This is a genomic window from Snodgrassella sp. W8132 (assembly GCF_016100865.1).
Taxonomy (GTDB): Bacteria; Pseudomonadota; Gammaproteobacteria; order Burkholderiales; family Neisseriaceae; genus Snodgrassella; species Snodgrassella alvi.
The window spans coordinates 19,123-44,779 of the sequence record NZ_JACFRQ010000006.1 but is presented as its reverse complement, the minus strand read 5'-3'; the positions used below and the strand labels follow the sequence as shown (position 1 = coordinate 44,779).

General features: G+C 42.0%; 27 protein-coding genes and 1 pseudogene. 17 read left to right on the top strand and 11 right to left on the bottom strand.

Annotated features, from left to right (window positions below; translation table 11 throughout):
* Window positions 1-139 precede the first annotated feature (139 nt).
* A complete protein-coding gene (locus tag H3U82_RS10380) occupies window positions 140-1,033 on the bottom strand; it encodes a Rossmann-like and DUF2520 domain-containing protein (RefSeq protein ID WP_198210428.1) in 894 nt (297 codons plus the stop codon).
* Between the two features lie 133 nt (window positions 1,034-1,166).
* Here H3U82_RS10380 and minC point away from each other — a divergent pair, with 133 nt between their 5' ends.
* The 5 genes from minC to dtd all read left to right on the top strand — a co-directional run bounded on the left by minC (window position 1,167) and on the right by dtd (window position 4,580).
* On the top strand, window positions 1,167-1,898 hold the full coding sequence (gene minC, locus H3U82_RS10375) for a septum site-determining protein MinC (protein WP_078474460.1): 732 nt from the start codon (window positions 1,167-1,169) through the stop codon (window positions 1,896-1,898).
* A gap of 61 nt (window positions 1,899-1,959) precedes the next feature.
* Window positions 1,960-2,775, top strand: coding sequence for a septum site-determining protein MinD (gene minD, locus H3U82_RS10370; protein WP_025329960.1), 816 nt, complete (start codon window positions 1,960-1,962; stop codon window positions 2,773-2,775).
* A 3-nt stretch (window positions 2,776-2,778) separates the two neighbouring features.
* Window positions 2,779-3,045, top strand: a complete 267-nt coding sequence (gene minE / locus H3U82_RS10365) for a cell division topological specificity factor MinE (RefSeq protein ID WP_025329959.1) — start codon at window positions 2,779-2,781, stop codon at window positions 3,043-3,045.
* Window positions 3,045-3,971, top strand: a complete 927-nt coding sequence (locus H3U82_RS10360; protein WP_084547468.1) for a hydrogen peroxide-inducible genes activator — start codon at window positions 3,045-3,047, stop codon at window positions 3,969-3,971. The genes minE and H3U82_RS10360 overlap by 1 nt, the downstream gene beginning before the upstream one ends.
* Before the next feature lie 174 nt (window positions 3,972-4,145).
* On the top strand, window positions 4,146-4,580 hold the full coding sequence (gene dtd / locus H3U82_RS10355; RefSeq protein WP_096766315.1) for a D-aminoacyl-tRNA deacylase: 435 nt from the start codon (window positions 4,146-4,148) through the stop codon (window positions 4,578-4,580).
* A 37-nt stretch (window positions 4,581-4,617) separates the two neighbouring features.
* Here dtd and H3U82_RS10350 read toward each other — a convergent pair whose 3' ends face one another.
* Window positions 4,618-5,262 carry a hypothetical protein gene (locus H3U82_RS10350; RefSeq protein ID WP_198210426.1) on the bottom strand — a complete coding sequence of 215 codons (645 nt, stop codon included), beginning with the start codon at window positions 5,260-5,262 and terminating at the stop codon, window positions 4,618-4,620.
* A 432-nt stretch (window positions 5,263-5,694) separates the two neighbouring features.
* On the opposite strand from H3U82_RS10350, the gene H3U82_RS10345 reads away from it, so the two are divergent.
* Complete coding sequence (locus H3U82_RS10345; protein WP_198210442.1) at window positions 5,695-6,177, top strand: CHAP domain-containing protein; 483 nt, start codon at window positions 5,695-5,697, stop codon at window positions 6,175-6,177.
* A 125-nt stretch (window positions 6,178-6,302) separates the two neighbouring features.
* A complete protein-coding gene (locus H3U82_RS10340) occupies window positions 6,303-6,650 on the top strand; it encodes a hypothetical protein (protein ID WP_198208077.1) in 348 nt (115 codons plus the stop codon).
* 49 nt (window positions 6,651-6,699) lie between these two features.
* Here the strand turns inward: H3U82_RS10340 and H3U82_RS10335 are convergent, their stop codons facing one another.
* From H3U82_RS10335 to H3U82_RS10325, 3 genes are all read right to left on the bottom strand, one after another.
* The gene (locus H3U82_RS10335; protein WP_084562171.1) at window positions 6,700-7,263 is read right to left on the bottom strand and encodes a DNA-3-methyladenine glycosylase I; all 564 of its coding nucleotides are present in this window, start codon (window positions 7,261-7,263) and stop codon (window positions 6,700-6,702) included.
* 52 nt (window positions 7,264-7,315) lie between these two features.
* Complete coding sequence (locus tag H3U82_RS10330; RefSeq protein WP_198210433.1) at window positions 7,316-7,882, bottom strand: TMEM165/GDT1 family protein; 567 nt, start codon at window positions 7,880-7,882, stop codon at window positions 7,316-7,318.
* Between the two features lie 320 nt (window positions 7,883-8,202).
* The gene (locus H3U82_RS10325; RefSeq protein ID WP_084564367.1) at window positions 8,203-9,657 is read right to left on the bottom strand and encodes an anion permease; all 1,455 of its coding nucleotides are present in this window, start codon (window positions 9,655-9,657) and stop codon (window positions 8,203-8,205) included.
* Window positions 9,658-10,055: 398 nt separating this feature from the next.
* Here H3U82_RS10325 and dnaK point away from each other — a divergent pair, with 398 nt between their 5' ends.
* From dnaK to H3U82_RS10305, 4 genes are all read left to right on the top strand, one after another.
* The gene (dnaK, locus tag H3U82_RS10320; RefSeq protein WP_025329951.1) at window positions 10,056-11,990 is read left to right on the top strand and encodes a molecular chaperone DnaK; all 1,935 of its coding nucleotides are present in this window, start codon (window positions 10,056-10,058) and stop codon (window positions 11,988-11,990) included.
* 280 nt (window positions 11,991-12,270) lie between these two features.
* Window positions 12,271-12,438, top strand: a complete 168-nt coding sequence (locus tag H3U82_RS10315; RefSeq protein WP_172349970.1) for a hypothetical protein — start codon at window positions 12,271-12,273, stop codon at window positions 12,436-12,438.
* 171 nt (window positions 12,439-12,609) lie between these two features.
* The gene (locus H3U82_RS10310) at window positions 12,610-13,779 is read left to right on the top strand and encodes an alpha-hydroxy acid oxidase (protein ID WP_037393198.1); all 1,170 of its coding nucleotides are present in this window, start codon (window positions 12,610-12,612) and stop codon (window positions 13,777-13,779) included.
* A gap of 178 nt (window positions 13,780-13,957) precedes the next feature.
* The gene (locus H3U82_RS10305; RefSeq protein WP_198210424.1) at window positions 13,958-16,237 is read left to right on the top strand and encodes a Tex family protein; all 2,280 of its coding nucleotides are present in this window, start codon (window positions 13,958-13,960) and stop codon (window positions 16,235-16,237) included.
* Between the two features lie 66 nt (window positions 16,238-16,303).
* Here the strand turns inward: H3U82_RS10305 and H3U82_RS10300 are convergent, their stop codons facing one another.
* On the bottom strand, window positions 16,304-16,741 hold the full coding sequence (locus tag H3U82_RS10300; protein ID WP_198210422.1) for a hypothetical protein: 438 nt from the start codon (window positions 16,739-16,741) through the stop codon (window positions 16,304-16,306).
* 121 nt (window positions 16,742-16,862) lie between these two features.
* The gene (tet(B), locus tag H3U82_RS10295; RefSeq protein WP_198210419.1) at window positions 16,863-18,071 is read right to left on the bottom strand and encodes a tetracycline efflux MFS transporter Tet(B); all 1,209 of its coding nucleotides are present in this window, start codon (window positions 18,069-18,071) and stop codon (window positions 16,863-16,865) included.
* An 81-nt stretch (window positions 18,072-18,152) separates the two neighbouring features.
* Between tet(B) and tetR(B) the strand changes: the two genes are divergently transcribed.
* The gene (gene tetR(B) / locus H3U82_RS10290; RefSeq protein ID WP_000088605.1) at window positions 18,153-18,776 is read left to right on the top strand and encodes a tetracycline resistance transcriptional repressor TetR(B); all 624 of its coding nucleotides are present in this window, start codon (window positions 18,153-18,155) and stop codon (window positions 18,774-18,776) included.
* On the opposite strand, the pseudogene H3U82_RS10285 reads toward tetR(B), so the two are convergent.
* Together H3U82_RS10285 and budA are read right to left on the bottom strand one after the other, a co-directional pair.
* A pseudogene (locus H3U82_RS10285) lies at window positions 18,754-18,840 on the bottom strand (transcriptional regulator); the annotation flags it as partial. The gene tetR(B) and the pseudogene H3U82_RS10285 overlap by 23 nt on opposite strands.
* On the bottom strand, window positions 18,809-19,516 hold the full coding sequence (gene budA, locus H3U82_RS10280) for an acetolactate decarboxylase (protein ID WP_198210417.1): 708 nt from the start codon (window positions 19,514-19,516) through the stop codon (window positions 18,809-18,811). The gene budA and the pseudogene H3U82_RS10285, both read right to left, overlap by 32 nt.
* Window positions 19,517-19,874: 358 nt before the next feature.
* On the opposite strand from budA, the gene H3U82_RS10275 reads away from it, so the two are divergent.
* The 5 genes from H3U82_RS10275 (at window position 19,875) to H3U82_RS10255 (ending at window position 22,972) form a co-directional block, all read left to right on the top strand.
* On the top strand, window positions 19,875-20,198 hold the full coding sequence (locus tag H3U82_RS10275; protein WP_025329946.1) for a YnfA family protein: 324 nt from the start codon (window positions 19,875-19,877) through the stop codon (window positions 20,196-20,198).
* A gap of 111 nt (window positions 20,199-20,309) precedes the next feature.
* Window positions 20,310-21,470, top strand: coding sequence for an MFS transporter (locus H3U82_RS10270; RefSeq protein ID WP_198210415.1), 1,161 nt, complete (start codon window positions 20,310-20,312; stop codon window positions 21,468-21,470).
* Window positions 21,471-21,487: 17 nt separating this feature from the next.
* Window positions 21,488-21,694 carry a hypothetical protein gene (locus H3U82_RS10265; protein ID WP_025329944.1) on the top strand — a complete coding sequence of 69 codons (207 nt, stop codon included), beginning with the start codon at window positions 21,488-21,490 and terminating at the stop codon, window positions 21,692-21,694.
* A 27-nt stretch (window positions 21,695-21,721) separates the two neighbouring features.
* A complete protein-coding gene (locus tag H3U82_RS10260; RefSeq protein WP_084562176.1) occupies window positions 21,722-22,315 on the top strand; it encodes a uracil-DNA glycosylase family protein in 594 nt (197 codons plus the stop codon).
* Window positions 22,316-22,342: 27 nt separating this feature from the next.
* Window positions 22,343-22,972, top strand: coding sequence for an NAD(P)-dependent oxidoreductase (locus H3U82_RS10255; RefSeq protein ID WP_198210413.1), 630 nt, complete (start codon window positions 22,343-22,345; stop codon window positions 22,970-22,972).
* 60 nt (window positions 22,973-23,032) lie between these two features.
* Here H3U82_RS10255 and H3U82_RS10250 read toward each other — a convergent pair whose 3' ends face one another.
* Complete coding sequence (locus H3U82_RS10250) at window positions 23,033-23,917, bottom strand: lipid A biosynthesis lauroyl acyltransferase (RefSeq protein WP_084564347.1); 885 nt, start codon at window positions 23,915-23,917, stop codon at window positions 23,033-23,035.
* A gap of 207 nt (window positions 23,918-24,124) precedes the next feature.
* The gene (locus H3U82_RS10245; protein WP_025329940.1) at window positions 24,125-25,654 is read right to left on the bottom strand and encodes a DHA2 family efflux MFS transporter permease subunit; all 1,530 of its coding nucleotides are present in this window, start codon (window positions 25,652-25,654) and stop codon (window positions 24,125-24,127) included.
* Between the last annotated feature and the right edge of the window lie 3 nt (window positions 25,655-25,657).

The window sequence follows — 25,657 nt, the reverse complement described above, 5'->3', positions numbered from 1 at the left end:
GCCTCCACAAATCCCCTGTCAACTCCTGCCTGCATTTATTTTTGACTTTCTCTTCACTCAACTGTTTTTCCTGTGTTTATTTTTGATCCATTATTTTTGATTACATCAAATTTGTATTCTTTAGCTGTGTATGTACTTTCTAATTTTCTTGCGAATTGATTATTTGCAAAATCTGTTGCTGTTTTTCTGCACTCAATGTGGTTAAGTGTAAGGTTTGCTCTGCCAATGTTTTATATAATGTTTGTTCTGATTGTTTTAATGATTGCCAGTGGCGGGCAATGGTATTGCTGTCGCCACGTTTAATGGGGCCGGTTAAGGCTTTGCCTGGAGACATCATCTGTAATTGATTGAGATTTTGCTGCATTAGTTGATTTACTAGAGTTTCTGCTAATTCTTGCGACAAAGACAGTGAAGCCAATATATTTCTTGCGAAAGCATTTAATGTTACTAAAAAATTTGCACTGATGGAGAGAGCTGCGTGATAACGGCTTTTCTGAGCAGAATCAATATTAAAGTAGGATAAGTTTGCTGCCTGTGCCAATTTATATAATAAAGGTAATGCTTCTGCATCGCCTTCTATTGCACATAGATGCCCCGGTAAAGTATTGATGGCCGTTTCTATCGAAGCAAAGGCAAATACCGGATGTAATGAACCTACTAATAATTTTTGTTGATTGTGAGGTATTAATATATTGCTATTTAATGCACCACTAAAATGAAGTATCAATGTGTCAGCCTTTAGCCAGTCAATTTGATGTATTTTCCTACTAATTTCTTCAATGAACTGATCGCTAACACCTATGACTATAATATCCGCTAGTGGTAATGTTTCTAGCTGTTTGTGTACTTGGATGTGCGGTATGTGATTTTTAAGATACTCTGCAGCTGAAAAATTACGATTCCAGACTGCTTGAATATTAATCAGTTTACTTTGATGCCAGATTATGGCTAATGTTGAGGCAACCTTACCTGCACCAACAATGTTTACGCTTGGCCTGTGTGCTTTTTTCAGGCAAATGGAGCTAGTTGTCATTATTAATTTTTCTAACTAAAAGACGATTATTTTACCTGAGGCTTCGTGTTGCAATTGAAGCCTTTTAACCAAAACGGTACACTTCAATACTTACTCTATATTCTAACCATAATTTACTTGGGCAAACACGTTAATGAATGCTGCTTTTAATGTGAAATCTGCGCGTCTGGACACGCTGTCAGTACAATTACTGACAGATGATCTGACTTTGATTAACCAGGAACTAAAGCAACGGGCAGAACGTTTTGGTAATTTACGCAATATGCCTTTTACTCTGGATCTGCAAAATCTTTCCAATCAGGCAAATGTGAATTTAGCGAAGCTGATTGCGCTGTTTGCACGATATAATTTGCGCATTATTGCTATCCGCCATACCGATTTATCCTGGTCCAATCTGGCTAAACAGCATAATATTGCTTTCAGCATTCTTCCAGAGGAACAGGCCAGTGCACGCGTCAAAGCTGTAACTGAGGCGCAAATACCACAAATTACTGAAAAAGAAAAATTTACTTCATCTGTTGCTGCCTTACCGACGCTGGTAATAGATCGCACTATTCGAACCGGTCAGCAGGTTTATGCAGAAAAATCTGATTTAATTGTTCTGGGACTGGTAAGTGAAGGGGCGGAAATTATTGCGGATGGCAATATTCATATCTATGGCCCTTTACGCGGCCGAGCTTTGGCTGGTGCTGCCGGAAATAAGGATACTCGCATTTTTGCACAGTCTATGCAGGCCGAACTGGTGTCGGTAGCAGGAATTTATCGCATTTTTGATCAACAATTACCAGCACATCTGTATCGTCACCCTGTACAGATTTTCCTGCAGAATGACCGGCTGGTGCTTAGTGCGATTCAGGCACATTAATTTTATGACTGATTTTTGAGTGTATTGACAGATTCATTTATATAACAAAAGGATTTTGATTGTGGCAAAGATTATTGTGGTGACGTCAGGTAAAGGTGGTGTTGGTAAGACCACAACCAGTGCCAGTATTTCAACAGGTCTGGCTTTAGCAGGCCATAAAACTGCGGTAATTGATTTTGATGTGGGCTTACGTAATCTGGATTTGATTATGGGTTGCGAACGCCGTGTAGTTTATGATCTGATTAATGTTATTCAGGATGAAGCTACCCTGAATCAGGCATTAATTAAAGATAAACATTGTGAAAATCTTTATGTATTACCTGCCTCTCAGACCCGGGATAAAGATGCACTTACCCGCGATGGTGTAGAAAAGGTTTTAAAAGATCTGACTGAGAAGATGGGCTTTGAATATGTAGTCTGCGATTCACCTGCTGGTATTGAACAAGGTGCATTAATGGCCTTATATTTTGCCGATGAAGCCATCGTCACTACTAATCCGGAAATTTCCAGTGTACGTGACTCTGACCGTATTCTGGGTATTTTATCCAGCAAATCTCGCCGTGCCGAAACTAATGGGATACCGGTAAAAGAGCATTTACTGATTACCCGTTATTCACCCGAGCGTGTAGAAAAAGGTGAAATGCTGTCTGTACAGGATATTCAGGATATTTTGCGCATTCCATTAATTGGTGTTATTCCTGAATCACAAAATGTATTACAGGCATCTAATTCTGGTACGCCGGTTATTTTGCAGGAAAATTCAGTTGTTGCTGAAGCTTATAAAGATGTTGTCGCTCGTTTGCTGGGTGAGGATCGTCCAATCCGTTTTCTGGATACTGAGAAAAAAGGTTTTCTCAAGCGACTGTTTGGAGGATAAGACATGTCTATAATAGATTTTCTTTTTGGTAAGAAGCAACAATCCGCAAAAACGGCTCGCGATCGTTTACAAATTATTATTGCGCAGGAACGAGCTACTCATACACCGGACTATTTACCTACACTACAAAAAGAGTTACTGGAAGTGTTATCAAAATATGTTCATGTTTCTTTAAATGATATTCATATTTCTCAGGAAAAGAAAAACGGTATGGATGTATTGGCATTGAATATTACTTTACCTGAAACAGGAAAGAAAAAGGCCAGTTAATGACGCTGACTGAATTGCGCTATATTGTGGCTGTAGCTCAGGAAAAACATTTTGGACGTGCTGCCCAGCGATGTTTTGTAAGTCAGCCTACTTTATCCATTGCAATTAAGAAGCTGGAAGAGGAGCTTGGGCTGGCATTATTTGATCGCAGCAGTAATGAGGTAATGACAACTGATGCTGGCCAGCGAATTGTGGTACAGGCTCGCCGTGTTCTTGAAGAAGCTGATCGTATTAAGCTAATGGCAAATCAAGAACAGAGTGAGCTGGAAGGAATATTTAAACTTGGTCTGATTTTTACCATTGCACCATATCTGCTGCCAAAGCTGATTTTATCTTTGCGAGAGATGGCTCCTGAAATGCCATTACAGCTGGATGAAAACTATACAGATGTATTAAAAGAATCACTTAAGCGTGGTGATCTGGATGCTATTGTAGTAGCAGAACCATTTGTTGAAACCGGGCTGGAAACTATTCCGCTTTATGATGAGCCTTTTTTTGTTATTGTTCCAAAAGGCCATGCTTTCGAGCAATTGGACGAGGTTACACCAAAACAACTGGGTGAAGAACGGGTATTATTGCTCACCGAAGGCAACTGTATGCGTGATAATGTACTGGCTAGCTGTCAGGAATTGGCTTCACGTCAGAAAATTCAGGGACTGTCTAATAGTATTCAGGGAAGTTCTATCAATACGATCAGACATATGGTGGCCAGTGGTCTGGGTATTAGTGTCATGCCAGCTACAGCTTTAACAGAGAATGATCATCTGTTGTTCAGTATTATTCCTTTTACTAGTCCGACACCAGAACGGCGCGTGGTTTTGGCCTCCAGACGCAATTTTGTCCGCCCTAAAGCCTTGCGCATGATTAAATCTGCTATTTTGGCTTCGCAGTTAACTGGGGTAAAATTTATTCATGATGCTGATTAAGTTTTAGAGCAATCAAAAAACGCCTGTACTCTATAACAGGCGTTTTTTGATGCACAAAATTTTCTGATTTAAGTTATATATGATTACAGATTATTTAATCATATGAAAATTGATTAAATAATCTGTAATCTATAAATGAATTTAAATTCAAACAGATTCGAAACAGGATTTTCTATGATTGCATTAATACAACGTGTGAAAGAAGCCAGCGTCTGTGTAAACTCTGAAATAGTCGGACAAATAGATCAGGGATTACTGGTGTTATTAGGTGTGGAAGAAGGAGATGATTTACAAAAAGCTGAACGTCTCTGTGACAAAGTACTTGGTTATCGGATTTTTAGTGATCAAGATAATAAAATGAATTTGAACGTTAAGCAGGCTAATGGTCAGTTACTGGTTGTTTCGCAATTTACGCTTGCTGCCGACACTAAAAAAGGGATGCGCCCTAGTTTTACCAAAGGTGCAGCACCAGAAAAAGCCAATAATTTGTATAATTATTTTGTTGAATTATGCCAGAAACAAATTGTGACTAAAACCGGTATCTTTGCCGCAAATATGCAGGTTTCCCTGATTAATGACGGACCGGTAACATTCTGGCTGCAAGTTTGAGTACTTATATTTTATTCAATAGCAAACAAATTGATTTTTAGTATCGGCTTAGTTCTTGCTTTAATACGCGGATATTGGCTTGCCGGTCTGTTATATTTTGTTGCCAGCGCTGAATTTGTGCTGTTGCTCCTTGCTTTTGTGCCTGACGCAACTTTTGCTGGGCTATTGTCAATGCATTCTGTTCACTGGCAATATCACGTTGAACCAGTTGTTTTGGTGTCAGTTTGGGTATAGTGATTATTTTAGCCGGTACTGTAACCATATTATTTTTGTTTCTAATCATAGTCACAGTTTCAGGTTTCGGGGGCTGTTGTCGCAGTGAAATACCTATTTTGGGAGAAGCCGGTGTTTTCATTAAGTCACTGTCTTGTCCAAATTCAGCGCTGTACCAAAGACGCTGCAATTGCTCCAAACCCGGAGCATTCTGATTTTCCAGAGAATATTTTTTTAGATTATCATCATCTGCGGGTGGATACTTTGCAATCTGACACTGAACATCTAAAGGTTTGGTTGTATAGCTGACATGATTATTTGCCAGCGGACAAGCATACCAGACCACAGATTTAGGCTCACTGGCTGTGGATACAGCTGCTGTTGTGTCTTCAGCCCAAACCACATCCATATCACTGAAAAACAATAAACAGATAATGAAATAAAAGCTAAATCTGAACTTGTTTTGCATAACAATTACTCGTTACGTCCACATTTAAATACATACACAATGTAGTTTTATAGCACAATTTGCTGATTTGGATAATTAACCAGTGACTGAAATCTTTACAAAATATAATTGTAAGGCAAATTATCTGGTGTACGGGTATTTTTATATTATTGTAATATATATACAGAGTTTACGTTATTTAATTTATTCTCCTGATGTTTTTGATAATTCCAAAGATTGTACTTAACTACATAAATAAAAATCATAAAATTAATTCATCCTTCTTAAATTTACTTTTAATTATTAATTAACATAATGATAAAATATTAAATAATAGGAAAACAAAATGTTACTTAAATCTAAAAAAGTTTTCTTCCCAATAATTATTGTATTAATATTATTAGGATTCAGTTTTTATTATGTATATGAAGATCTCTTTGTCGATGAGAGAAAATAGGTACGGTTGTCGATGAATATAATGGTGTTAAGGTTTACTACAATGGAAAAATCAGCCATGTAAGTGAAAGAAATATAGCACCAGATGGCTATAATTTAGGATTAAAGTATCAATGTGTCGAATTTATTAAGCGCTACTATTATGAACGCTTTAATCATAAAATGCCTGACAGTTACGGGCATGCCAAACAATTTTTTGATGATTCGATACCAGATGGAAATCTTAATCCTAAACGTAATTTACTTCAGTTCCATAACGGCTCCCCTACAAAACCTCAAGTTGACGATATTATTGTCTTAGGCTGGTCTAAATATGGCCACGTAGCCATTATCAGTAAAGTTACTGACAATGATATTGAGATCGTTCAGCAAAATCCTGGTCCTACTGCCAGTAGTCGTGCCACTTTTCCGTTAATTTATAAAGATGGATTATGGAAAATAGATTCTTTTCGTGTTTTAGGTTATTTACGTAAACGTTAAAAGCAAATTACATGATGAATCACAGAAATAGTTGTTAATTCTCATACGGTTTTAATGGATTAACTTCTTGCTTTATGGTAGTTTATATTATTGATTAATTGAGAATAGTTCGGAGTTTAATAATTATGAGTACCAATTCCATTTTGAATGGTTTCGCTTTGGGCAATATGATTGCTAATAGCGAGAGTTTTGGATTCAGCAATGGTTATAAAAAAGCACAAATGGAGTTTAGACATCAATCATCCCAAATATATCAAAATGGTTATACTCAGGGTTATACTCAAGGTTGTCTTGAATTAAAGAGACAACTACTGCCAGTTATTGAACAACAACAGTCAACTATTGCGAAACTACAATCAACTATTGCGAAACTACAGTCAATTATTGCACAACAAAAAAACATAATTGAGTGTCAAAAAAAATATTCAGAGTTATTGGAATTTAAATACTGCGAACAGAAAAAACAAAAATAACATTTTTTATTTTTATAGCTTAAAAAAAATGGATCTTTTAATAGTTATTTTAATGCTGGGCACAAAAACAGTTTGTTAAATGATCATTTACCAGTCCCATTGATTGCATAAACGCATAGCACGTAGTCGGACCTACAAAGCTAAAACCACGCTTTTTTAAAGCTTTGGACATAGCGCGACTAATTTCTGTCTGTGTTGGCACCTCTGATAAATGTTTATAGTGATTTATAATCGGTTGATCATTAACAAATGACCAGATAAAACTGGCAAAATCTTCCCCATGTTGCTGCATAGATAGATATGCATGGGCATTATTAATAATTGCTTTGAGTTTGGCCGGATGGCGAATAAGCCCGGAATTCTGTAATAGTGGTTCAATATCGGTAATTGTAATAATTTGATGCGGATTAAAATCATAGAAACAACGCCGGTATTCATCGCGTTTTTTTAATACGGTAATCCATGATAAGCCCGCCTGCTGACCTTCCAGACAAATCTTTTCAAACAGTTTTTGCCCGTCTCTCTGTATTTTTCCCCATTCAAAATCATGATAATGTTCATACAATGGGTCGGCGTTGACCCATTCACACCGTTGTTTCAACTGTTTTTGCATAATATTTGAATCCGCTTAATGTTATAATTTTTGCATAGTTATCTGATAACTTTTAATATAACCATGTCTGAATCAGGGTGATAATACCTAAAAGACAGAACAGAATGCAGGCTCCTATACGGATACGGTTTAAGGGTAAACGCTGCATCAGCCAGTTTCCGAAAAATATTACCGGAACATTAGCTAATAACAAACCTACTGTACTACCCAGAACTACTGAAAACAAATCACGGTATTGAGCTGCCAGCAAAATAGTAGCAATTTGGGTTTTATCACCCACTTCTGCCAGAAAAAATAATACTGCGGTGGCCACGAACGGACCATAACGCATAAAGCGAGTATCTACACCATCATCTTTATCCGGCTTTAACAGCCATAAACCCACTATCAGAAAACTGAAGCCTACAACCCAGCCCATTAACTGCGGTGTAAAAAAACGTGCTACTTCTACGCCAAACCATGCAGAAACAATATGATTAAGTAAGGTGGCACAAAGTATACCGGCAATGATGGAATATTTGCGCGAAAACCGGGTTGCTAGAAATAAAGTCAGTAATTGAGTTTTGTCACCAATTTCAGCAAGCGCAACTGGAATGACAGAAGAAAGAAAAGCATGAATCATTTTCAGAATACCGTTGGCGGGCAAAAGACAAAAGACACAATAAAACCCCCGCCGTAATGGTTTTATGTGTCTCAAGTCTCGTTAGTCCGCCAACAGGCAAGGACGTTACGACCATACAGTAAAAACTGTAAATATGTTGACCGTAACCACAGGCTTGAAGAAACCACCTGTGCAACTACTCCCTTAAGGCAGGGCATCTTAACCCATTCTATACAAACGCAACAAGTGAAATTCTTTAAAAATTCATTGAATTTGATTTCAGACAACAAAACAGGCTGCCATGCTTTATGGCAGCCTGCAATAATAGATTAATCAGATTAATAAAAACCCAGAACTTTCCACCAAACACCACCGATAAACACAAATATAATCAGTTCGACTACACTCATGATGAAACCGACTTTCCACCATTCGCCTAAAGTAACATAGCCTGAACCGAATATCACAGGTGAAGTACCAGTAGCATAATGCGTTAATGTCATCATGATGCTGGAAGCTGCAGCCATCATCAGTGCAAACAGCATCGGAGGTGCGCCAAGCGCCAGACCGGCAGAATAGAAGGCAGCAAACATGGCTGTAATGTGAGCAGTAGTACTTGCAAACATATAGTGTGCATACATATAAGCCAGTAATAATAAGGCACAAGCACCCATCCAGCCCATACCCAGTCCGCCTATGCTGCTTTCCAGCACCCCAGAGAACCATTTAATCAATCCGAGTTTATTCAGGAAAGTAGCCATCATGACTAATGCAGCAAACCAGGTAATGGTATCCCATGCACTTTTTTCTTTCAGAATATCATCCCAGCTTAATACACCGGTTAACAATAACAATGACAAACCAATGAATGCAGTAGTGGTCGCGTCTATAATGTATGCATCACCAAACAGCATGGCCGGCACACCTGCCCATAAAATCAGCAATACTGCAAAAATACCCAGCATGATTTTTTCATCACGTGTCATCGGCCCCTGCTCTTTCAGACGCTCTTGAGCAAAAGCAACGGCATTGGGTGTTTGCTTGATTTCAGGCGGATACAACCAGTAAATAATCAGCGGCATCAGGAACATTGCTATCAGACCCGGTATTAACATTGCCAAAGCCCATGTACCCCATGTCAGATTAATATTTTTATTGGTTACATCGGCAATTAGCCTCACAATTAACGGGTTAGGAGCGGTAGCAGTAATAAACATGATTGAGCTGATGGGATTGGCATGATAATTTACCAGAGCCAGAAATTTACCCATACGTTTTTCTGTGCCCTTTTCAGGATCAGAATCATAGCTGGATGCAATAGACTTCATGATTGGGTGAATAATGCCACCGCCACGAGCAGTATTACTCGGTGTAACCGGAGCCAGTATTAATTCCACTACGGCCAGACTATAGGCAACACCTAGCGTACGTTTACCCCATAACCTAATGAACAGATAGCCCACACGTGCACCAAGACCGGTTTTTAATAAACCGCGCGAAATCATAATTGCCACACCAATCAACCAGATCAGCGGATTACCAAAACTGCTTAAGGCATCACCCATAGCCTTACTGGGATCATTATTGGTTACACCGGTTAAGGCAACCAGCATAATGGCAATAATAGATAGTGCACCAATTGGCATTGCTTTGCCGATAATGGCAGCAATAACTCCGACAAACATGGCCAGTAAATGCCATGCCTGAGGTGAAACCCCCTCTGGAACCGGTATGAACCAGATAATCAGAGCGATTATCAGCGCAATAGCCGCGGGAATGGGTTTAAACCCAATTTTTACAGGCATACAACATACTCCTAAATCATAAAGATACAGACTACAGCCAGACAGAAATCACTAACCTGAATGTGATTGTATACTTTTATAGCAAAATACCGTCTGATATAAAGCAAAAAAGTATCAGACGGTATTAACGAAAGTCAGATGATTATACTGTTTAAGCCTGAATGAATATAACATACAGCTGTGTAAGTAAACGCTATTGATGTTAAAGCAGATTTTCCGGATGCGATTAAATAGATAAATTTTGCAAAACTATGCTTGAAATCGTGCCGGGCATACCCATTTACGATTCATTAGCAATAGTATGGCGGTGGTAATTAACCACCCTGTTTGCAGCCGTAATATAGCGGCGCAAAGTACGAAATTAAATAATTAGGAGATTATTAATTATGGCAAAAGTAATCGGTATTGACTTAGGTACCACCAACTCCTGTGTTGCCATTTCCGAAGGTGGCCAGACTAAAGTAATTGAAAATGCAGAAGGTGCACGTACTACGCCTTCAATTGTTGCTTATCTGGACGATAACGAAATTCTGGTAGGTGCACCAGCTAAACGTCAGGCTGTTACTAATCCGAAAAATACTATTTATGCTGTAAAACGTCTGATCGGCCGCAAATTTGATGATGCTGAAGTACAGCGCGATATTAAATCTATGCCTTTTCAGATTGTTAAAGCAAATAATAACGACGCATGGGTAGAAGCACATGGTGAAAAATTATCACCTCCGCAAGTATCTGCCGAAGTATTGCGTAAAATGAAAAAAGCAGCTGAAGATTATCTGGGTGAAAAAGTAACTGAAGCTGTTATTACTGTGCCGGCTTATTTTAATGACAGTCAGCGTCAGGCTACTAAAGACGCCGGTCGTATTGCCGGTCTGGATGTAAAACGTATTATCAATGAACCAACTGCCGCAGCTCTGGCTTTCGGTATGGATAAAGGCGAAAAAGGCGACCGCAAGATTGCCGTATACGACCTTGGCGGTGGTACATTTGATATTTCTATTATTGAAATCGCTGAAGTTGATGGTGACAAACAGTTTGAAGTACTGGCTACCAATGGTGATACATTCCTGGGCGGTGAAGACTTCGACCAGCGTTTGATTAACTACATCATTGATGAATTCAAAAAAGATCAGGGTATCGATCTGAAAAATGATGTAATGGCTCTGCAACGTCTGAAAGAAGCTGCTGAAAAAGCGAAAATCGAACTTTCCAGTGGTCAGCAGACAGAAATCAATCTGCCTTACATCACCATGGACGCTTCCGGCCCGAAACATCTGGCGATGAAAATTACCCGTGCCAAATTTGAAAGTCTGGTAGAAGATCTGATCACCCGCTCTATCGAACCTTGCCGCACTGCAATTAAAGATGCCGGTCTGAGCGTAAATGATATTAATGATGTTATTTTGGTAGGCGGTCAAAGCCGTATGCCAAAAGTACAGGAAGCTGTTAAAGATTTCTTCGGTAAAGAACCGCGCCGTGATGTTAATCCTGACGAAGCTGTTGCTGTAGGTGCTGCTATTCAGGGTGCTGTACTGGCCGGTGACCGTAACGACGTGCTGTTACTCGATGTAACACCTTTGTCTCTGGGTATTGAAACCATGGGCGGTGTGATGACTAAACTAATCAACAAAAACACCACCATTCCGACTAAAGCAACTCAGACATTCTCTACAGCTGAAGATAATCAAAGTGCGGTAACCATCCATGTATTACAGGGTGAACGTGAACGTGCTTCTGCTAATAAGAGTCTGGGACAATTTAATCTGGGTGATATTCCTCCTGCACCCCGTGGTGTGCCTCAGGTAGAAGTTACTTTTGATATCGACGCCAATGGTATTTTGCATGTATCTGCAAAAGACAAAGGTACTGGCAAAGAAGCCAACATCACCATTCAGGCTTCTTCCGGTCTGAGCGAAGAAGAAATCGAACGCATGGTAAAAGATGCTGAAGCTAATGCTGAGGAAGATCGCAAATTATCCGAACTGGTAAGCAGTCGCAATCAGGCTGAAGCTTTGATTCATTCAGTACAGAAATCTTTGACTGAATATGGCGACAAACTGGATGCTGCTGAAAAAGAAAAAATTGAAGCAGCCATCAAGGAAGCTGAAGAAGCTGTTAAAGGTGAAGATAAAGCTGCAATTGATGCTAAAGCCGAGGCTTTAGGTACAGCCAGCCAGAAACTGGGCGAAATGATGTATGCTCAGGCACAGGCCGAAGGTCAGCAAGCTGGTGCCCAGACTGAACAGTCGCAAAGCAAAGGCAGCGATGACGTTGTAGACGCTGAATTTGAAGAAGTAAAAGATAAAGAGAAAAAAGACTAATTTTTTCCTGATACTATTTAACCCCGCTTCCAAGCGGGGTTTTATTTTATCTGGCCATTGCCCTACAGACTAAAAAAGCCATTTATATCTGTTATTTCTGCTGCAAAATTTCTGATTTTATTATTATTGCCAGTTTATAATCATTCAGACAGATGAAAATATCAATAAGCAGAAATTGTGAATATTTAATCTCCTGTAAAAAAACAGACATATTTGCAAACTGACCGTTACAATAATCGTAGCGATTATTTACAATAAAGAAATACAACTGGAGCAAAAGATGGATTTTTATATTTTACTGATTTTACTTGGTGTCTGTTGTGCCATACTAACTGCCGGATTTTGCGGACGCTCACAACGCTGGGGACCATGGACAATGCTGATTGGCATTAGCTGCCTGCTGATTCTGATTATGGTGATGATATATAAACTATCACGCGTTGTCTGAATTCTGATTCCTGTCTGTCAGCTTCATTCTGATTCTGGCAGATGAATAACTATTTAAGAATCGGTTGGAAATCAATGATGATGATTACAACCGAATAAAATTGATGTATAACATTATCTTCTTTAGCTAAGACTGTTTTCTTCAAAGAAAATTTGAAAAATAGGTATCCACATGCAAAACAAATTAAGCAAAATAACCTGTATCGAAGATTTGCGTAAAGTTGCCAAACGCAAAGTACCTAAGATGTTTTATGATTATGCTGATACTGGTTCGTGGACTGAATCTACCTATCATGCCAATAGTAATGATTTTCAGGAAATTAAATTACGCCAGCGTGTATTGACGGATATGACCGGCCGTACACTGGAAACAACAATGGTTGGTCAGACAGTAAAAATGCCGGTAGCACTGGCACCTACCGGATTAACCGGTATGCAGCATGCCGACGGAGAAATTCTGGCTGCACGTGCGGCCGAAAAATTCGGTGTGCCGTTTACGCTGTCTACTATGTCTATATGTTCTATTGAAGACGTGGCCGAAAATACCAGCGCTCCGTTCTGGTTTCAATTATATGTTATGCGTGACCGCGAATTCATGCGCGATCTGATTCGCCGTGCTCAGGAAGCCAAATGCTCAGCATTGGTGGTTACTGCTGATTTACAGGTTCTGGGACAAAGACATAAAGATATTAAAAACGGGCTGTCTACTCCGCCTAAACCCACACTGCGCAACTGGATGAATCTGGCTACTAAGCCGGAGTGGTGTCTGGCTATGCTGAATACACAGCGTCGCACTTTCCGTAATATTGTCGGACATACCAAAGGCGTAGCCGACATGACATCACTGTCTTCATGGACATCTGAACAGTTTGATCCGCGCCTCAGCTGGAAAGACATTGAAGAAATCAAGAATTTATGGGGCGGAAAATTGATTATTAAAGGCATTCTTGATGCCGAAGATGCAGAAATGGCTGTGAAATCCGGCGCAGATGCAATTATAGTGTCTAACCATGGTGGTCGCCAGCTGGACGGCGCTCCTTCGACCATCCATGCATTACCCAATATTATTTCTGCTGTAGGCAATAATATTGAAGTCTGGCTGGATAGTGGTATCCGCAGCGGACAGGATGTTCTCAAGGCTATTGCTATGGGAGCCAAGGGTACACTAATTGGCCGCGCATTCCTGTATGGTCTGGGTGCATATGGTGAGGATGGTGTAACACGTGCACTGGAAATTATTTATAACGAAATGGATATCAGCATGGCCTTTACCGGTCATACTGATATCAAAACCGTTAATAAAGATATTCTGATACCGGGCACTTATCCGGTAGCCGGTTAAATCTGCCTGATTCTAAGGATATTTAAAAGCTATTTGTCTCAGACAAATAGCTTTTTTATCAATACCGCTCATCTTATTCAGCATTTGGTATAACTAACTGGCTTTTTAACTGACATGAACAGGTGACAAAGCCACTTCAGCCGGCTATGCTTGCCTTTTTATTGCTTATTAGACTGTTATGAACATCACTGAGAAAATTGCTTCGGAGCTGAATGTTGCTTCCGCACGAATTCAGGCAGCGATTGACCTGCTGGATGATGGCGCTACGGTACCGTTTGTAGCACGCTACCGTAAAGAAGCTACAGGCGGGCTGGATGATACTCAGCTGCGGACGCTGGCTGAACGATTACAGTATCTGCGTGAATTACAGGAACGCAAACAAACTGTATTATCCAGCATCGAAGAACAGGGCAAACTGACTGATGAGCTGCGCCAGAGCATAGAAGACGCTGATAATAAAACTGCACTCGAAGATATTTATCTTCCTTATAAACCCAAACGCCGTACCAAGGCACAAATTGCACGCGAGTACGGGCTGGCACCATTAGCTGAATCACTGCTTACTCAGCCAGATCTGGATCCGGAAACTGCCGCACAAAATTATTTAAACGACAATGTCGCTGACAGTAAAGCCGCTCTGGACGGAGCGCGCGCAATTCTGATGGAACAATTTGCCGAAGAAGCCGCTCTGATAGGACGTTTGCGCGAGAAATTGTGGCGTGAAGGCGAAATCCATGCCACAGTAATCGAAGGTCAGGAAAGTGCCGGTGAGAAATTCAAAGATTACTTTAATCACCGTGAACCGATTCACAGCATGCCCAGCCATCGTGCTCTGGCCATACTGCGCGGCCGTAATGAAGGAATATTGTCGCTCAATCTGAAATACCAGCCTGATGATACACCTGCCGGCGAACAGAGTATTTATGAGCAGCTGATTGCACAACAGTTTGGTATCGCAGATATCGGACGTGCTGCTGACCGCTGGTTACGTGACACTGTGCGCTTAAGCTGGCGTGCCAAAATTTTTCTTTCATTAGAACTTGAAGCCCTCAACAGGCTTAAAGAAAATGCTGATCAGGCTGCCATCAGTGTATTTGCCCAAAATCTGAAAGATTTGCTGCTTGCAGCTCCGGCCGGCCGTCTTACCACTATCGGGCTGGATCCCGGTATCCGTACCGGAGTAAAAGTAGCGGTAGTGGATGATACCGGTAAGCTACTGGAAACAGCTACTATCTATCCGCACCAGCCGCGTAACGACTGGAAAGGTGCTCTGACTGCACTGATGCATCTGGTAAAACAATATAAAGTCCGGCTGATTGCCATTGGTAACGGTACGGCCAGTCGCGAAACCGACAAGCTGGCCGGTGAACTGATTCGTACCCTGCCTGATTATCATTTGCAAAAAATCGTTGTTTCCGAAGCCGGTGCCTCTGTTTACTCCGCTTCTGCTTTAGCAGCCAAAGAATTTCCTGAGCTGGATGTCAGTCTGCGCGGTGCTGTGTCTATCGCCCGCCGCTTGCAAGACCCGCTGGCAGAACTGGTGAAAATCGACCCTAAATCAATTGGTGTTGGTCAATATCAGCATGATGTTAACCAGAGCCAGCTAGCCAAAAGTCTGGATGCAGTTGTAGAAGATTGTGTAAACGCTGTCGGAGTGGATGTGAATACCGCATCAGTCGCCCTTTTGGCGCGTATTTCCGGTCTTAATAGTACACTGGCACAGAATATTGTCAGTTATCGTGACCAGAATGGTGCTTTTGCCAATCGCAAAACTCTGCTTAAAGTACCGCGTCTGGGCAGTAAAACTTTTGAACAGGCAGCCGGCTTTCTGCGTATTCAGGGCGGTGATGAACCTCTGGATGCCAGTGCAGTCCATCCGGAAAGCTATCCTATCGTTGCCAGAATGCTCAAAACGGCTCAGCTGCGGGCTGACCAGCTGATTGGCAACCGCAGTGTGCTCAAAACACTTAAACCCGCAGATTACATCGATGCTAATGTCGGTTTACCTACGATTAACGACATTCTGGCTGAATTGGAAAAGCCCGGTCGTGACCCGCGCGGTGAATTCCAGACCGCAACATTTGCTGATGGTATCGAAGACATCAGCGACCTTAAACCCGGCATGGTTCTCGAAGGTGTAGTCAGTAATGTGGCCGCATTTGGCGCTTTTGTCGATATTGGTGTGCATCAGGACGGACTGGTACATGTTTCTGCCTTAGCTGACCGCTATATTGCTGACCCGCGTGATATTGTTAAAACCGGCGATGTGGTTAAAGTGAAGGTTATCGATGTTGATATAGCGCGTAAACGTATTGCTCTGTCCATGCGTCTGAACGAAGATGCTCAGCCTGCATCCCGCCAACACGAACGACCACGCCGGCAAAATGGTAAAACACAAAATGTATCCGGCACAGATAATGCTATGGCGGCAGCATTTGCGCGGTTAAAACAGCAATAGACAAAAAACCGCTATAAAGGGGCATCTCTGCCCCTTTTTTTCATTAAACAGCCTGCATATAATATCTTAGCGACAATCTTTGCCAGACAACGGCACACTTACCTGTGAATGATCCTGAAAAGTATAAACATACACAAAATTAAATCCCCCCAGTAACATACGCCGCGTCAGAGGCTGACGGCACGCCTGCTCTAAATCCTTTTTTACTGATGCCGGAATGAAATTAGCCTGATTTCGCTTACTGTCCAGCATGGTATACGAATAATAAATAGTCTGATTGTGCCGTACAGCTGCTGTAAACAGAATCTGTTTGTGTTGCTGTGGCAGTTTCTTCTGTAATGCCAGCAATTGCTGATCTACAGACGTAGTCAATACAGGATCAATGGCCAGAGGCATATGCCGAGGTTTACTGACGGCTTCTGCAGAAGCTGCACCAGATTCATCCGGCTGCCGGTTACAGGCTGCCAGTAAGCACAAACAAAATAGCGCAATTATTTTTTTCATGGCTGACACTTTCAGAGCAGATACAGACAGGATTTATCCGGTAATACCGGAAAACTTTTGTCCTCTCCCCTTAATTTACTCCAGATAATTAATAATAGTGTAACACGCGCTGATTAATTTTCTACTTGCTTAATAACTTTTGTTTACTCCCCTGAGCTTGAGGGGTTAACATGAAGGTCATCGATAGCAGGATAATAATACAGTAAAACGCTAAACCAATAATCCAAATCCAGCCATCCCAAATTGGTAGTGAATGATTATAAATAACAGCAAACAGTAATGGGCCAATAACACCGGTTGCATTGGTAAGGCTCACCAATAATCCCTGTAAAGCACCTTGCTGATGACTCTTTGTTTGGATAGACATCACTCCCTGTAATGCAGGTAAAGCGATCCCACCACCAGCCAATAAAATTAAAACAGGGAAAACTAACCAACCTTCAGATATAAACGCTAAAAAGGCAAATGCACTACTATCTGCAATAAATCCGAGCAGTACTGCCGTTTTTTCGCCCCATTTAGTGGCTATTCTTCCTGCCACAAAGGCTTGGAATACTGAGTGTAAAAGACCAAGACCCGCTAATGAAAAGCCAACCATCATGCTATTCCATCCAAAACGATTTTCGGTAAATAGCACCCACACCGTTGCGGGAATTTGGCCTATCAATTGCGCTGAAAAATAAATAATCAACAAAATGGGCATCGTTTTAAATAAAGTGATGTATACCGAATTCGATTGCGTCTCAACCCCTACTTCGGTATCTGTATTATCACGTGTATTTTTGGTTTCACGGAACCAAAACATAACCACAAGGAAAGCGACAATATTTAGCAACGCAGCGATAAAAAAGGGACTATGCGGTGAAATCTCTCCTGCAAAACCACCAATAATAGGCCCCGCTATTAAACCAAGCCCAAAACTTGCCCCTAACCAACCGAACCACTTCACGCGTTGAGAAGCTGAGGTGGTATCGGCAATGACCGATGCCGCGACAGCCCCAGTAGCTCCTGTGATCCCTGAAAGCAAACGGCCTAAATACAGCATCCAAAGCGCACTTGAAAAAGCCAGCAATAAGTAATCCAGCGATGCGCCTATTAATGACAACAACAGCACTGGGCGCCGACCAAATCGGTCAGACATTTTTCCAAGCCAAGGAGCAAAGATAACCTGCATTAACGCATAAAGTGCAAGCAATACGCCAAAGTGGTTAGCGATATCTTCCGAAGCAATAAATTCACGTAATAACGTTGGCAAGACTGGCATGATAAGGCCAATCCCCATGGCATCGAGTAACGTAATTACCAATGCGATCTTTGTCGAACTATTCATTTCACTTTTCTCTATCACTGATAGGGAGTGGTAAAATAACTCTATCAATGATAGAGTGTCAACAAAAATTAGGAATTAATGATGTCTAGATTAGATAAAAGTAAAGTGATTAACAGCGCATTAGAGCTGCTTAATGAGGTCGGAATCGAAGGTTTAACAACCCGTAAACTCGCCCAGAAGCTAGGTGTAGAGCAGCCTACATTGTATTGGCATGTAAAAAATAAGCGGGCTTTGCTCGACGCCTTAGCCATTGAGATGTTAGATAGGCACCATACTCACTTTTGCCCTTTAGAAGGGGAAAGCTGGCAAGATTTTTTACGTAATAACGCTAAAAGTTTTAGATGTGCTTTACTAAGTCATCGCGATGGAGCAAAAGTACATTTAGGTACACGGCCTACAGAAAAACAGTATGAAACTCTCGAAAATCAATTAGCCTTTTTATGCCAACAAGGTTTTTCACTAGAGAATGCATTATATGCACTCAGCGCTGTGGGGCATTTTACTTTAGGTTGCGTATTGGAAGATCAAGAGCATCAAGTCGCTAAAGAAGAAAGGGAAACACCTACTACTGATAGTATGCCGCCATTATTACGACAAGCTATCGAATTATTTGATCACCAAGGTGCAGAGCCAGCCTTCTTATTCGGCCTTGAATTGATCATATGCGGATTAGAAAAACAACTTAAATGTGAAAGTGGGTCTTAAAAGCAGCATAACCTTTTTCCGTGATGGTAACTTCACGGTAACCAAGATGTCGAGTTAACCACCCTATTTAAATCATCCATTTTCAGATTTTTGTGTAAATATTCTTCACTTTCAGGTAAAGCAATTTGAACCGATTGTTTGCACTCATACGCCAGCTCAGCATTACTTGCAGAAAAATCAATAACATGACCACCAAGTTTACGTGTAGTATCAATAAAATGCAGATGAAAACCAGCTACAGATAATTCTTTGAAAAACTCTGGCGTCCAGAAACCGATTAATGTGCCGGTGACCTTCTCTACCGTATCCACTACTTGCTGTTCAAAAACTTTAACAACAGACGGATAAGGTTTATGCTGAGCAAACGGACGACGAATCTTCAGCTCATCAAACTGTCCGCTGATTCTTACTGCCACAAATACATTATCCAGAGGCAGATAGTGCGCCAGATGCGCATACAGATTGCTTTTACAGACATCAGTAATATCCACGACTTTATCAGGCTGAAATGTTGTAACCTGTACGAACGGCAACAGCTCATTATCTCCCATCACCTTAACCGCCTTATCACCGTCGGCCTCCAGAAAATCATGGTCAACAATTACCTCACCGGCCAGCGCATGAGAACAGCCTAAACCAAAATCACCATATTTTTTTGCTTCTCCAACACTAAATACTCCATCAAACAACCCTGCCATCAATGCATTAATGGTTGAAAACTGGACAATTGCTTTTTTCATTTTCTGCTCCGAGAATAGACAATAAATTTTATTTACATATTAATATACTCTAAAATAAAAATTTATTGAATAAACAATGTTTATATGGTTATTGCTGGTCAATTTAATACCAATAAATAACCGGACATCAGCAGAATCAATTAATTATTTTGATAATGTATTTAAATTCAGAACTGCAAGGTTTGAATCAGGTTTTGTATTGCAGTTACACTGGTAACAGCACTCACCTTTGGCAGATATCCTGCTGAAATCAGATTGTCCGGTGCAGGTAAGACTACTATGGTATAAGCGGTTCTCTTTATTTCTGCATCTGCAAGGCAGGTGGTCACAATCAATCAAACTGATTCGAAAACTCACCATGAAATCTTTTGTTTATTATTTTCTGGCTGCTGTTGCTGAAATCAGCGGCTGTTTTTCTTTCTGGGTCTGGCAACGCATGGGAAAATCAGTACTCTGGCTACTACCCGGCACACTGTCACTGTTGTTGTTTGCATGGTTGCTGACGCTGGTGGAAAGCAATATTGCCGGACGGGCATATGCCGTTTACGGCGGTATTTATATCTGCTGTTCGTTGCTGTGGTCTTGGCTGGTAGAAGGATCTGTACCGGATAAATGGGATATCAGTGGTGCACTGGTATGCCTGCTTGGTGCAGCAATCATTTTGCTTGCTCCGCGTGGCTAAACAAAATTTGTTTATATGATTATGGTATTTACCAGTGCCAAAAGTGACAAGCCGGCAGGCTGAGTCTAAACTTATCGTTTATTGCTGAACAAACTATAGCTGTAGATTATTATGCTACTGAAGAGTTTACTTTCATTATCGTTAGGCACATTTGCACTGGGTATGGCAGAATTCAGCATGATGGGTATTCTGCCGGATGTGGCGGTTTCACTGAATATCAGTATCGCTCAGGCTGGACATTTTATTGCTGTTTATGCAATCGGTGTCTGCTGCGGTGCATGGCTGCTGGTGTTAAGTTACCGTCTGCCGCCCAAAACCATTTTATTGTCATTATCGGCATTGATTGCCATTGGTAATATACTGGCTGCATTATCTCCGGGCTATATGACCTTACTGGTAGCACGTTTTATTTCCGGTCTGCCGCATGGCGCATACTTCGGTATCGGCTCCATTGTTGCTACCAAACTTGCACCACCGGGACGCTCTGCGCAGGCTGTAGCACTGATGATTGCCGGAATGACAGTAGCCAATCTGATTGGTGTACCAGTAGGTACATGGCTGAGTTTGCATTTAAGCTGGCGTCTGGTATTTACTCTGGTGGCTGTAGTGGCCATCATATTGGTATTCACTTTACGGCGTTTTATTCCGCAAATGGATCGTTTACCCGATACTGGTATTCTGGGACAATTCCGTTTTCTGAAATCTGCTGCACCATGGCTGATACTGGCTGCCACCATGTTTGGTAACGGCGGGATTTTCTGCTGGTTCAGCTATATTAGTCCCTTACTCACACAGGTATCCGGTTTCAGTGGTAATCAGGTCAGCTTACTGATGGTACTGGCCGGCGCCGGTATGGTCGCCGGTAACTGGTGCGGTGGCCGTCTGGCCGACCGTTATACACCGGGTCAGGTCGCAGCCGGCTTACAGGGACTGGCAGCCGCAGCACTATTACTGATTTTCCTGTTTGCATCGAATAGCTGGTTATCAGCCATACTGATGTGTGTATGTACATTCTGTCTGTTTGCCGTATCCGCACCACAGCAATTGTTATTACTGCGTCACTCTCCGGGTGGTGCATTGCTTGGAGCCGCCAGTGTACAGATGGCATTTAATCTGGGTAATGCCATTGGTTCTTATAATGGCGGGCTGGCCATCAGCCATCACTGGGGGTATCAATATCCGGCATTACTCGGGGTGCCACTGACATTAATTGGTTGTGCCTGCCTGTTGTGGTTTCACCGTCGTTATGAAAATCAGGGACAGGATATCTGAACTATAAGGAAATAATAATGGATGAATCTATACCACCGGAAATCAGGCAACGTCTGCAACTTGCCAAAAAAAATGGTAATAAAACCGAACAACTGCGTTTATGGCAGGAATACAGTAGTCAGCAAGGCTTTTCCAGTGAATGGGTAATGGCCGCACGGCTGGGAGAAGCGGGTTATACAGATGAACAGGCTCATATGGTAGCCTGTCTGTTTGGTCGCTGCTAGTAAGTACGGGTTATATTATAGATACTTATGGCTGAAATTATTGTTGAAACACACCCGCTGAAACCTTTTTTACCTGCAAATGCGCGGCTGCTGATGCTCGGGTCATTCCCTCCGCCTGCCGGACGATGGAAAATGAATTTTTATTACCCGAATCTGCAAAATGATATGTGGCGTATTTTCGGGCTGGTATTTTTTCAGGACAAACATTACTTTTTTACTGATAACAATAAAGCATTCAACGAGAAACTCATCCGTACTTTTTTATCAGAACGCGGTATAGCCATTAATGACGCTGCCTATCAGATCAGACGTTTACAAAATAATGCAGCCGATAAATTCCTCGAAGTTGTTACACCGGTAAACTTATCGGCAGTACTAACTCAAATTCCGCACTGTCAGCATATTATGACTACCGGAGACAAAGCTACCAGCACATTATTACAACTATTACCAGCAGATACGCCAGTACCGACTATCGGCCATCCCAGTCACACTATACTGGACGGCCGGCATTTAACTTTATCCAGACTGCCTTCTTCATCGCGTGCTTATCCGCTTGCACTGGAACGCAAGGCAGCAATTTATCGTGATTATTTTGCTAACATTGGGTTATTGAATTAATTTTAACTATTCAGCGGGGGAATTTTTATGCATATTCTGATTTTTGGTGCCAGTGGCGGCGTTGGCAGGGCATTGGTTGAGCAGGCATTAGACAGCGGAGATGAAGTAACTGCTGCGCTTCGTTCACCAGAAAAATTTGATTTACAGCATCCTAAATTACATATTCGCCACTGTGATGCATTTAACGCTGCTGATGTAGCGGCACTATTTAGCGGTAACAGCCAGTATGATGCTGTCGCTTCTGCTCTGAATACCAATCAGGGAGTTAAACCGGGTGATGATTTGCAGCGCATGCTTGACAACATCGTTACACAATTACAGAAACATGGCATTAAACGTATTGTGTATTGTGCCTCTGCCGGCGTGGATAATGAACTTGAAGGAGAGCGCGGTCAGGCTGCAATGGAATTTTTACGTTATCCGCTGGCAGACCATCGGGCGGCAATCGGAATCATTCAGGCAGTCGGTCTGTCTGCAACCATTGTGCGCCCGCTTGGCTTAACTAATGATGCGCTTTCGACTCATTATCTTGAAGCAGCACAGGGTGTACCAGCAGGAAGTGGTCGTATTGCCCGCGCAGATGTGGCACATTTTATGCTGAAAGCATTGCACAATGATGCTTATATCGGACAATCTGTCGCATTATCCGGCGTCTGAATAAATAATTGCTATAAGATATATCTGACCGTCTGTCTGCTGTAGCAGGCAGACGATTTATTATTTACGGATTTTTCGATAAAACGACGCTTCACCCTCCGGACGGGTTTTAAAGCGTTTATGCAGCCAGTAATATTGTGCCGGCTGTTCACGTATTCTTGCTTCAATAAAATCGTTCATGCGCTGAGTATCGGCAACCACATCATCACTGGGGAAATGTTCCCACTGCGGATAAAAGCGCAGAGTTACTGTACCATCAGCCTCGCGGGTTGGAATAGCAGGAATCACTTTTGCCTTAGTCAGACCAGCAATCCGGCTCAGACCGGCGATTGTAGCAGTTGGAATACCGAAAAAATTCACAAAAATTGATTCACGCCGGCCAAAATCCTGATCGGGCAGATAAAGAAACGGAGCAGTACTGGTTTTGATTTTCTTGATAATTGCACGCAACCCTTCCGTACGCCCAATCAGAAAAACATTATGATAACGATGACGTCCCTTAAGTATCTGCTCATCCATCTGTTTATTTTTCTGATGTGAGTAAACACTAATCAGAGGTACATCCTGATTAAGAGCATAGACAGCTGCTTCAAAAGCCGTAAAATGCGGATAAAGTAAAATTACCTTTTCACCCGCGGCGAGAGCCTCATCAAGATAATGTTTATCCTGATAACGCACCAGCTTTTTCAGCCGGCCTGCATCTCCATACCAGTACAAACCATATTCCAGTAATAACATGGCCATATGGTAGAAATGTTCACGCAGTATTTTGCGCCGCTGCTGTTCTGTCCATTCAGGAAAACAGTGACGCAAATTAATCAGACCAATACGTCGTCTTGGTGCTACCGCATAATAACTTACCCAGCCTACACAGCGTGCCAGCGCATGAATCATACATAATGGCAGTAATTGCAGCACATACAAAAAAGCAAACGCCAATTTCATCATCATTACTATTGTTACCTAACTGATTATCGCCAGCTCTATCATTAACTGCACTCTATTGTACACAAGCTGCGGTCACTTTACATTCACTGTTGTATATAACTTATTGCAATAACAGCAGAGCAAGTAGTGACAGGCAAAATACTCCGGATAAAAATAAATACGGCCTGCTAAGACACAGACCGTATGAACCAGATTACAGACAAACTAATGTGCCCCGCCGCCACCGCCACTGCCAAACGGCGGTCTGGCAAACCACACCAGTACAATCAGAATCAGGAATGTCATCCCATACAGCCAGAACAGATCATTGGCACCCATAATATGAGCCTGCTGCCCTATGGTCTGCTCAATCGAGCCCAGCGGCTGAGTACCACTTAAACCGAGCTGATTCATCCCTTGAATTGATTCATTCATCGTACTGTTATAAGGATGAATGTTTTCTACCAGTTGTGTATGATGCAAAGCCTCACGTTTATCCCATAACACATTGACCATTGAAGTACCAATACCACCGGCCAGAATACGCACAAAATTGGAAATACTTGAAGCACTGGCAATCTGTGAACCGGACATATTAGACAAAGTAATCTGGGTTAGCGGCATAAAGAACATTGCCATACCAATCCCCTGCACAAACTGCGGCCAGAATACATCCATAAAACTCATACCGGCATTAAAATTGGTACGCCAGAAGAAACAGATGGCATATACAGTAAAGCTGATGGTTACCAGCACCCGCATATCCAGCCTGTTACCAAACTTACCAATCAATGGCGACAACAATACCGGGAAAATACCGATAGGTGCCGTTGCCAGCCCTGCCCAGGTAGCGGTATAACCCAACTGCATCTGTAACAGCATCGGCAATAATACAATTGCGCCCATATAGGTCATATAGGCGGTACTGAGCGTAATCACACCTACCGTAAAATTACGGTCTTTAAACAGGCGTAAATCCACAATCGGATATTTTGCATACCATTCCCAGATAACAAAATAGCTCAGACATACCGTGGCAATAACCGCTAAAATAATGATTTCATTGGATGAGAACCAATCCAGTTCATGACCACGGTCAAGCATCATCTGTAAGGCACCCACACCTACAACCATCAGGGACAGCCCCATCCGGTCGATTGGCTGGTTTTCGGTTTCAGTTTCGCGTTTTTTCAGCATCTGCCATGAGATACCCGCGGCCAGCAACCCGATTGGCACATTAATAAAGAAAATCCAGCCCCAATGCCAGTTGTCACTGATAATCCCGCCAAGAATCGGGCCGAAAATCGGTGCCACAATAATCACCATTGACCACATAGCCAGCGCCATCGGGCGCTTTTCCGGCGGATAAGCTGCCATCAGCAGACTTTGTGACAGCGGAATCATCGGACCGGCTACAGCCCCCTGCAATACACGGAAAAACACCAGCAATGCCAGACTGGGGGCAATACCACATAAAAACGAGGCCAGCACAAAGGACAGCGTAGCCACGACAAATACTTTTACTTCACCAAAACGGCGTGCCAGCCAGCCAGTAAGCGGTACAGAAATAGCATTTGCCACAGCAAACGCCGTAATTACCCACGTACCCTGACTGTTGGCTGCACCCAGATTACCGGTAATAGTCGGTAATGCCACATTGGCAATAGTTGAATCCAGCACCTGCATAAAAACAGCCAGTGACAGAGCCACCGTAACCAGAGCAAGTGCCGGACCTTTTAAAGGAGAATGCGTCATTCA

What these genes read in the sequence shown, in the direction of transcription:
- H3U82_RS10380 (WP_198210428.1), bottom strand. Translation starts at nt 1,033, where the DNA reads ATGACAACTAGCTCCATTTGCCTGAAAAAAGCACACAGGCCAAGCGTA.
- minC (WP_078474460.1), top strand. Translation starts at nt 1,167, where the DNA reads ATGAATGCTGCTTTTAATGTGAAATCTGCGCGTCTGGACACGCTGTCA.
- minE (WP_025329959.1), top strand. Translation starts at nt 2,779, where the DNA reads ATGTCTATAATAGATTTTCTTTTTGGTAAGAAGCAACAATCCGCAAAA.
- H3U82_RS10360 (WP_084547468.1), top strand. Translation starts at nt 3,045, where the DNA reads ATGACGCTGACTGAATTGCGCTATATTGTGGCTGTAGCTCAGGAAAAA.
- dtd (WP_096766315.1), top strand. Translation starts at nt 4,146, where the DNA reads ATGATTGCATTAATACAACGTGTGAAAGAAGCCAGCGTCTGTGTAAAC.
- H3U82_RS10350 (WP_198210426.1), bottom strand. Translation starts at nt 5,262, where the DNA reads ATGCAAAACAAGTTCAGATTTAGCTTTTATTTCATTATCTGTTTATTG.
- H3U82_RS10340 (WP_198208077.1), top strand. Translation starts at nt 6,303, where the DNA reads ATGAGTACCAATTCCATTTTGAATGGTTTCGCTTTGGGCAATATGATT.
- H3U82_RS10335 (WP_084562171.1), bottom strand. Translation starts at nt 7,263, where the DNA reads ATGCAAAAACAGTTGAAACAACGGTGTGAATGGGTCAACGCCGACCCA.
- dnaK (WP_025329951.1), top strand. Translation starts at nt 10,056, where the DNA reads ATGGCAAAAGTAATCGGTATTGACTTAGGTACCACCAACTCCTGTGTT.
- H3U82_RS10315 (WP_172349970.1), top strand. Translation starts at nt 12,271, where the DNA reads ATGGATTTTTATATTTTACTGATTTTACTTGGTGTCTGTTGTGCCATA.
- H3U82_RS10310 (WP_037393198.1), top strand. Translation starts at nt 12,610, where the DNA reads ATGCAAAACAAATTAAGCAAAATAACCTGTATCGAAGATTTGCGTAAA.
- H3U82_RS10305 (WP_198210424.1), top strand. Translation starts at nt 13,958, where the DNA reads ATGAACATCACTGAGAAAATTGCTTCGGAGCTGAATGTTGCTTCCGCA.
- H3U82_RS10300 (WP_198210422.1), bottom strand. Translation starts at nt 16,741, where the DNA reads ATGAAAAAAATAATTGCGCTATTTTGTTTGTGCTTACTGGCAGCCTGT.
- budA (WP_198210417.1), bottom strand. Translation starts at nt 19,516, where the DNA reads ATGAAAAAAGCAATTGTCCAGTTTTCAACCATTAATGCATTGATGGCA.
- H3U82_RS10275 (WP_025329946.1), top strand. Translation starts at nt 19,875, where the DNA reads ATGAAATCTTTTGTTTATTATTTTCTGGCTGCTGTTGCTGAAATCAGC.
- H3U82_RS10270 (WP_198210415.1), top strand. Translation starts at nt 20,310, where the DNA reads ATGCTACTGAAGAGTTTACTTTCATTATCGTTAGGCACATTTGCACTG.
- H3U82_RS10265 (WP_025329944.1), top strand. Translation starts at nt 21,488, where the DNA reads ATGGATGAATCTATACCACCGGAAATCAGGCAACGTCTGCAACTTGCC.
- H3U82_RS10260 (WP_084562176.1), top strand. Translation starts at nt 21,722, where the DNA reads ATGGCTGAAATTATTGTTGAAACACACCCGCTGAAACCTTTTTTACCT.
- H3U82_RS10255 (WP_198210413.1), top strand. Translation starts at nt 22,343, where the DNA reads ATGCATATTCTGATTTTTGGTGCCAGTGGCGGCGTTGGCAGGGCATTG.
- H3U82_RS10250 (WP_084564347.1), bottom strand. Translation starts at nt 23,917, where the DNA reads ATGAAATTGGCGTTTGCTTTTTTGTATGTGCTGCAATTACTGCCATTA.
- H3U82_RS10245 (WP_025329940.1), bottom strand. Translation starts at nt 25,654, where the DNA reads ATGACGCATTCTCCTTTAAAAGGTCCGGCACTTGCTCTGGTTACGGTG.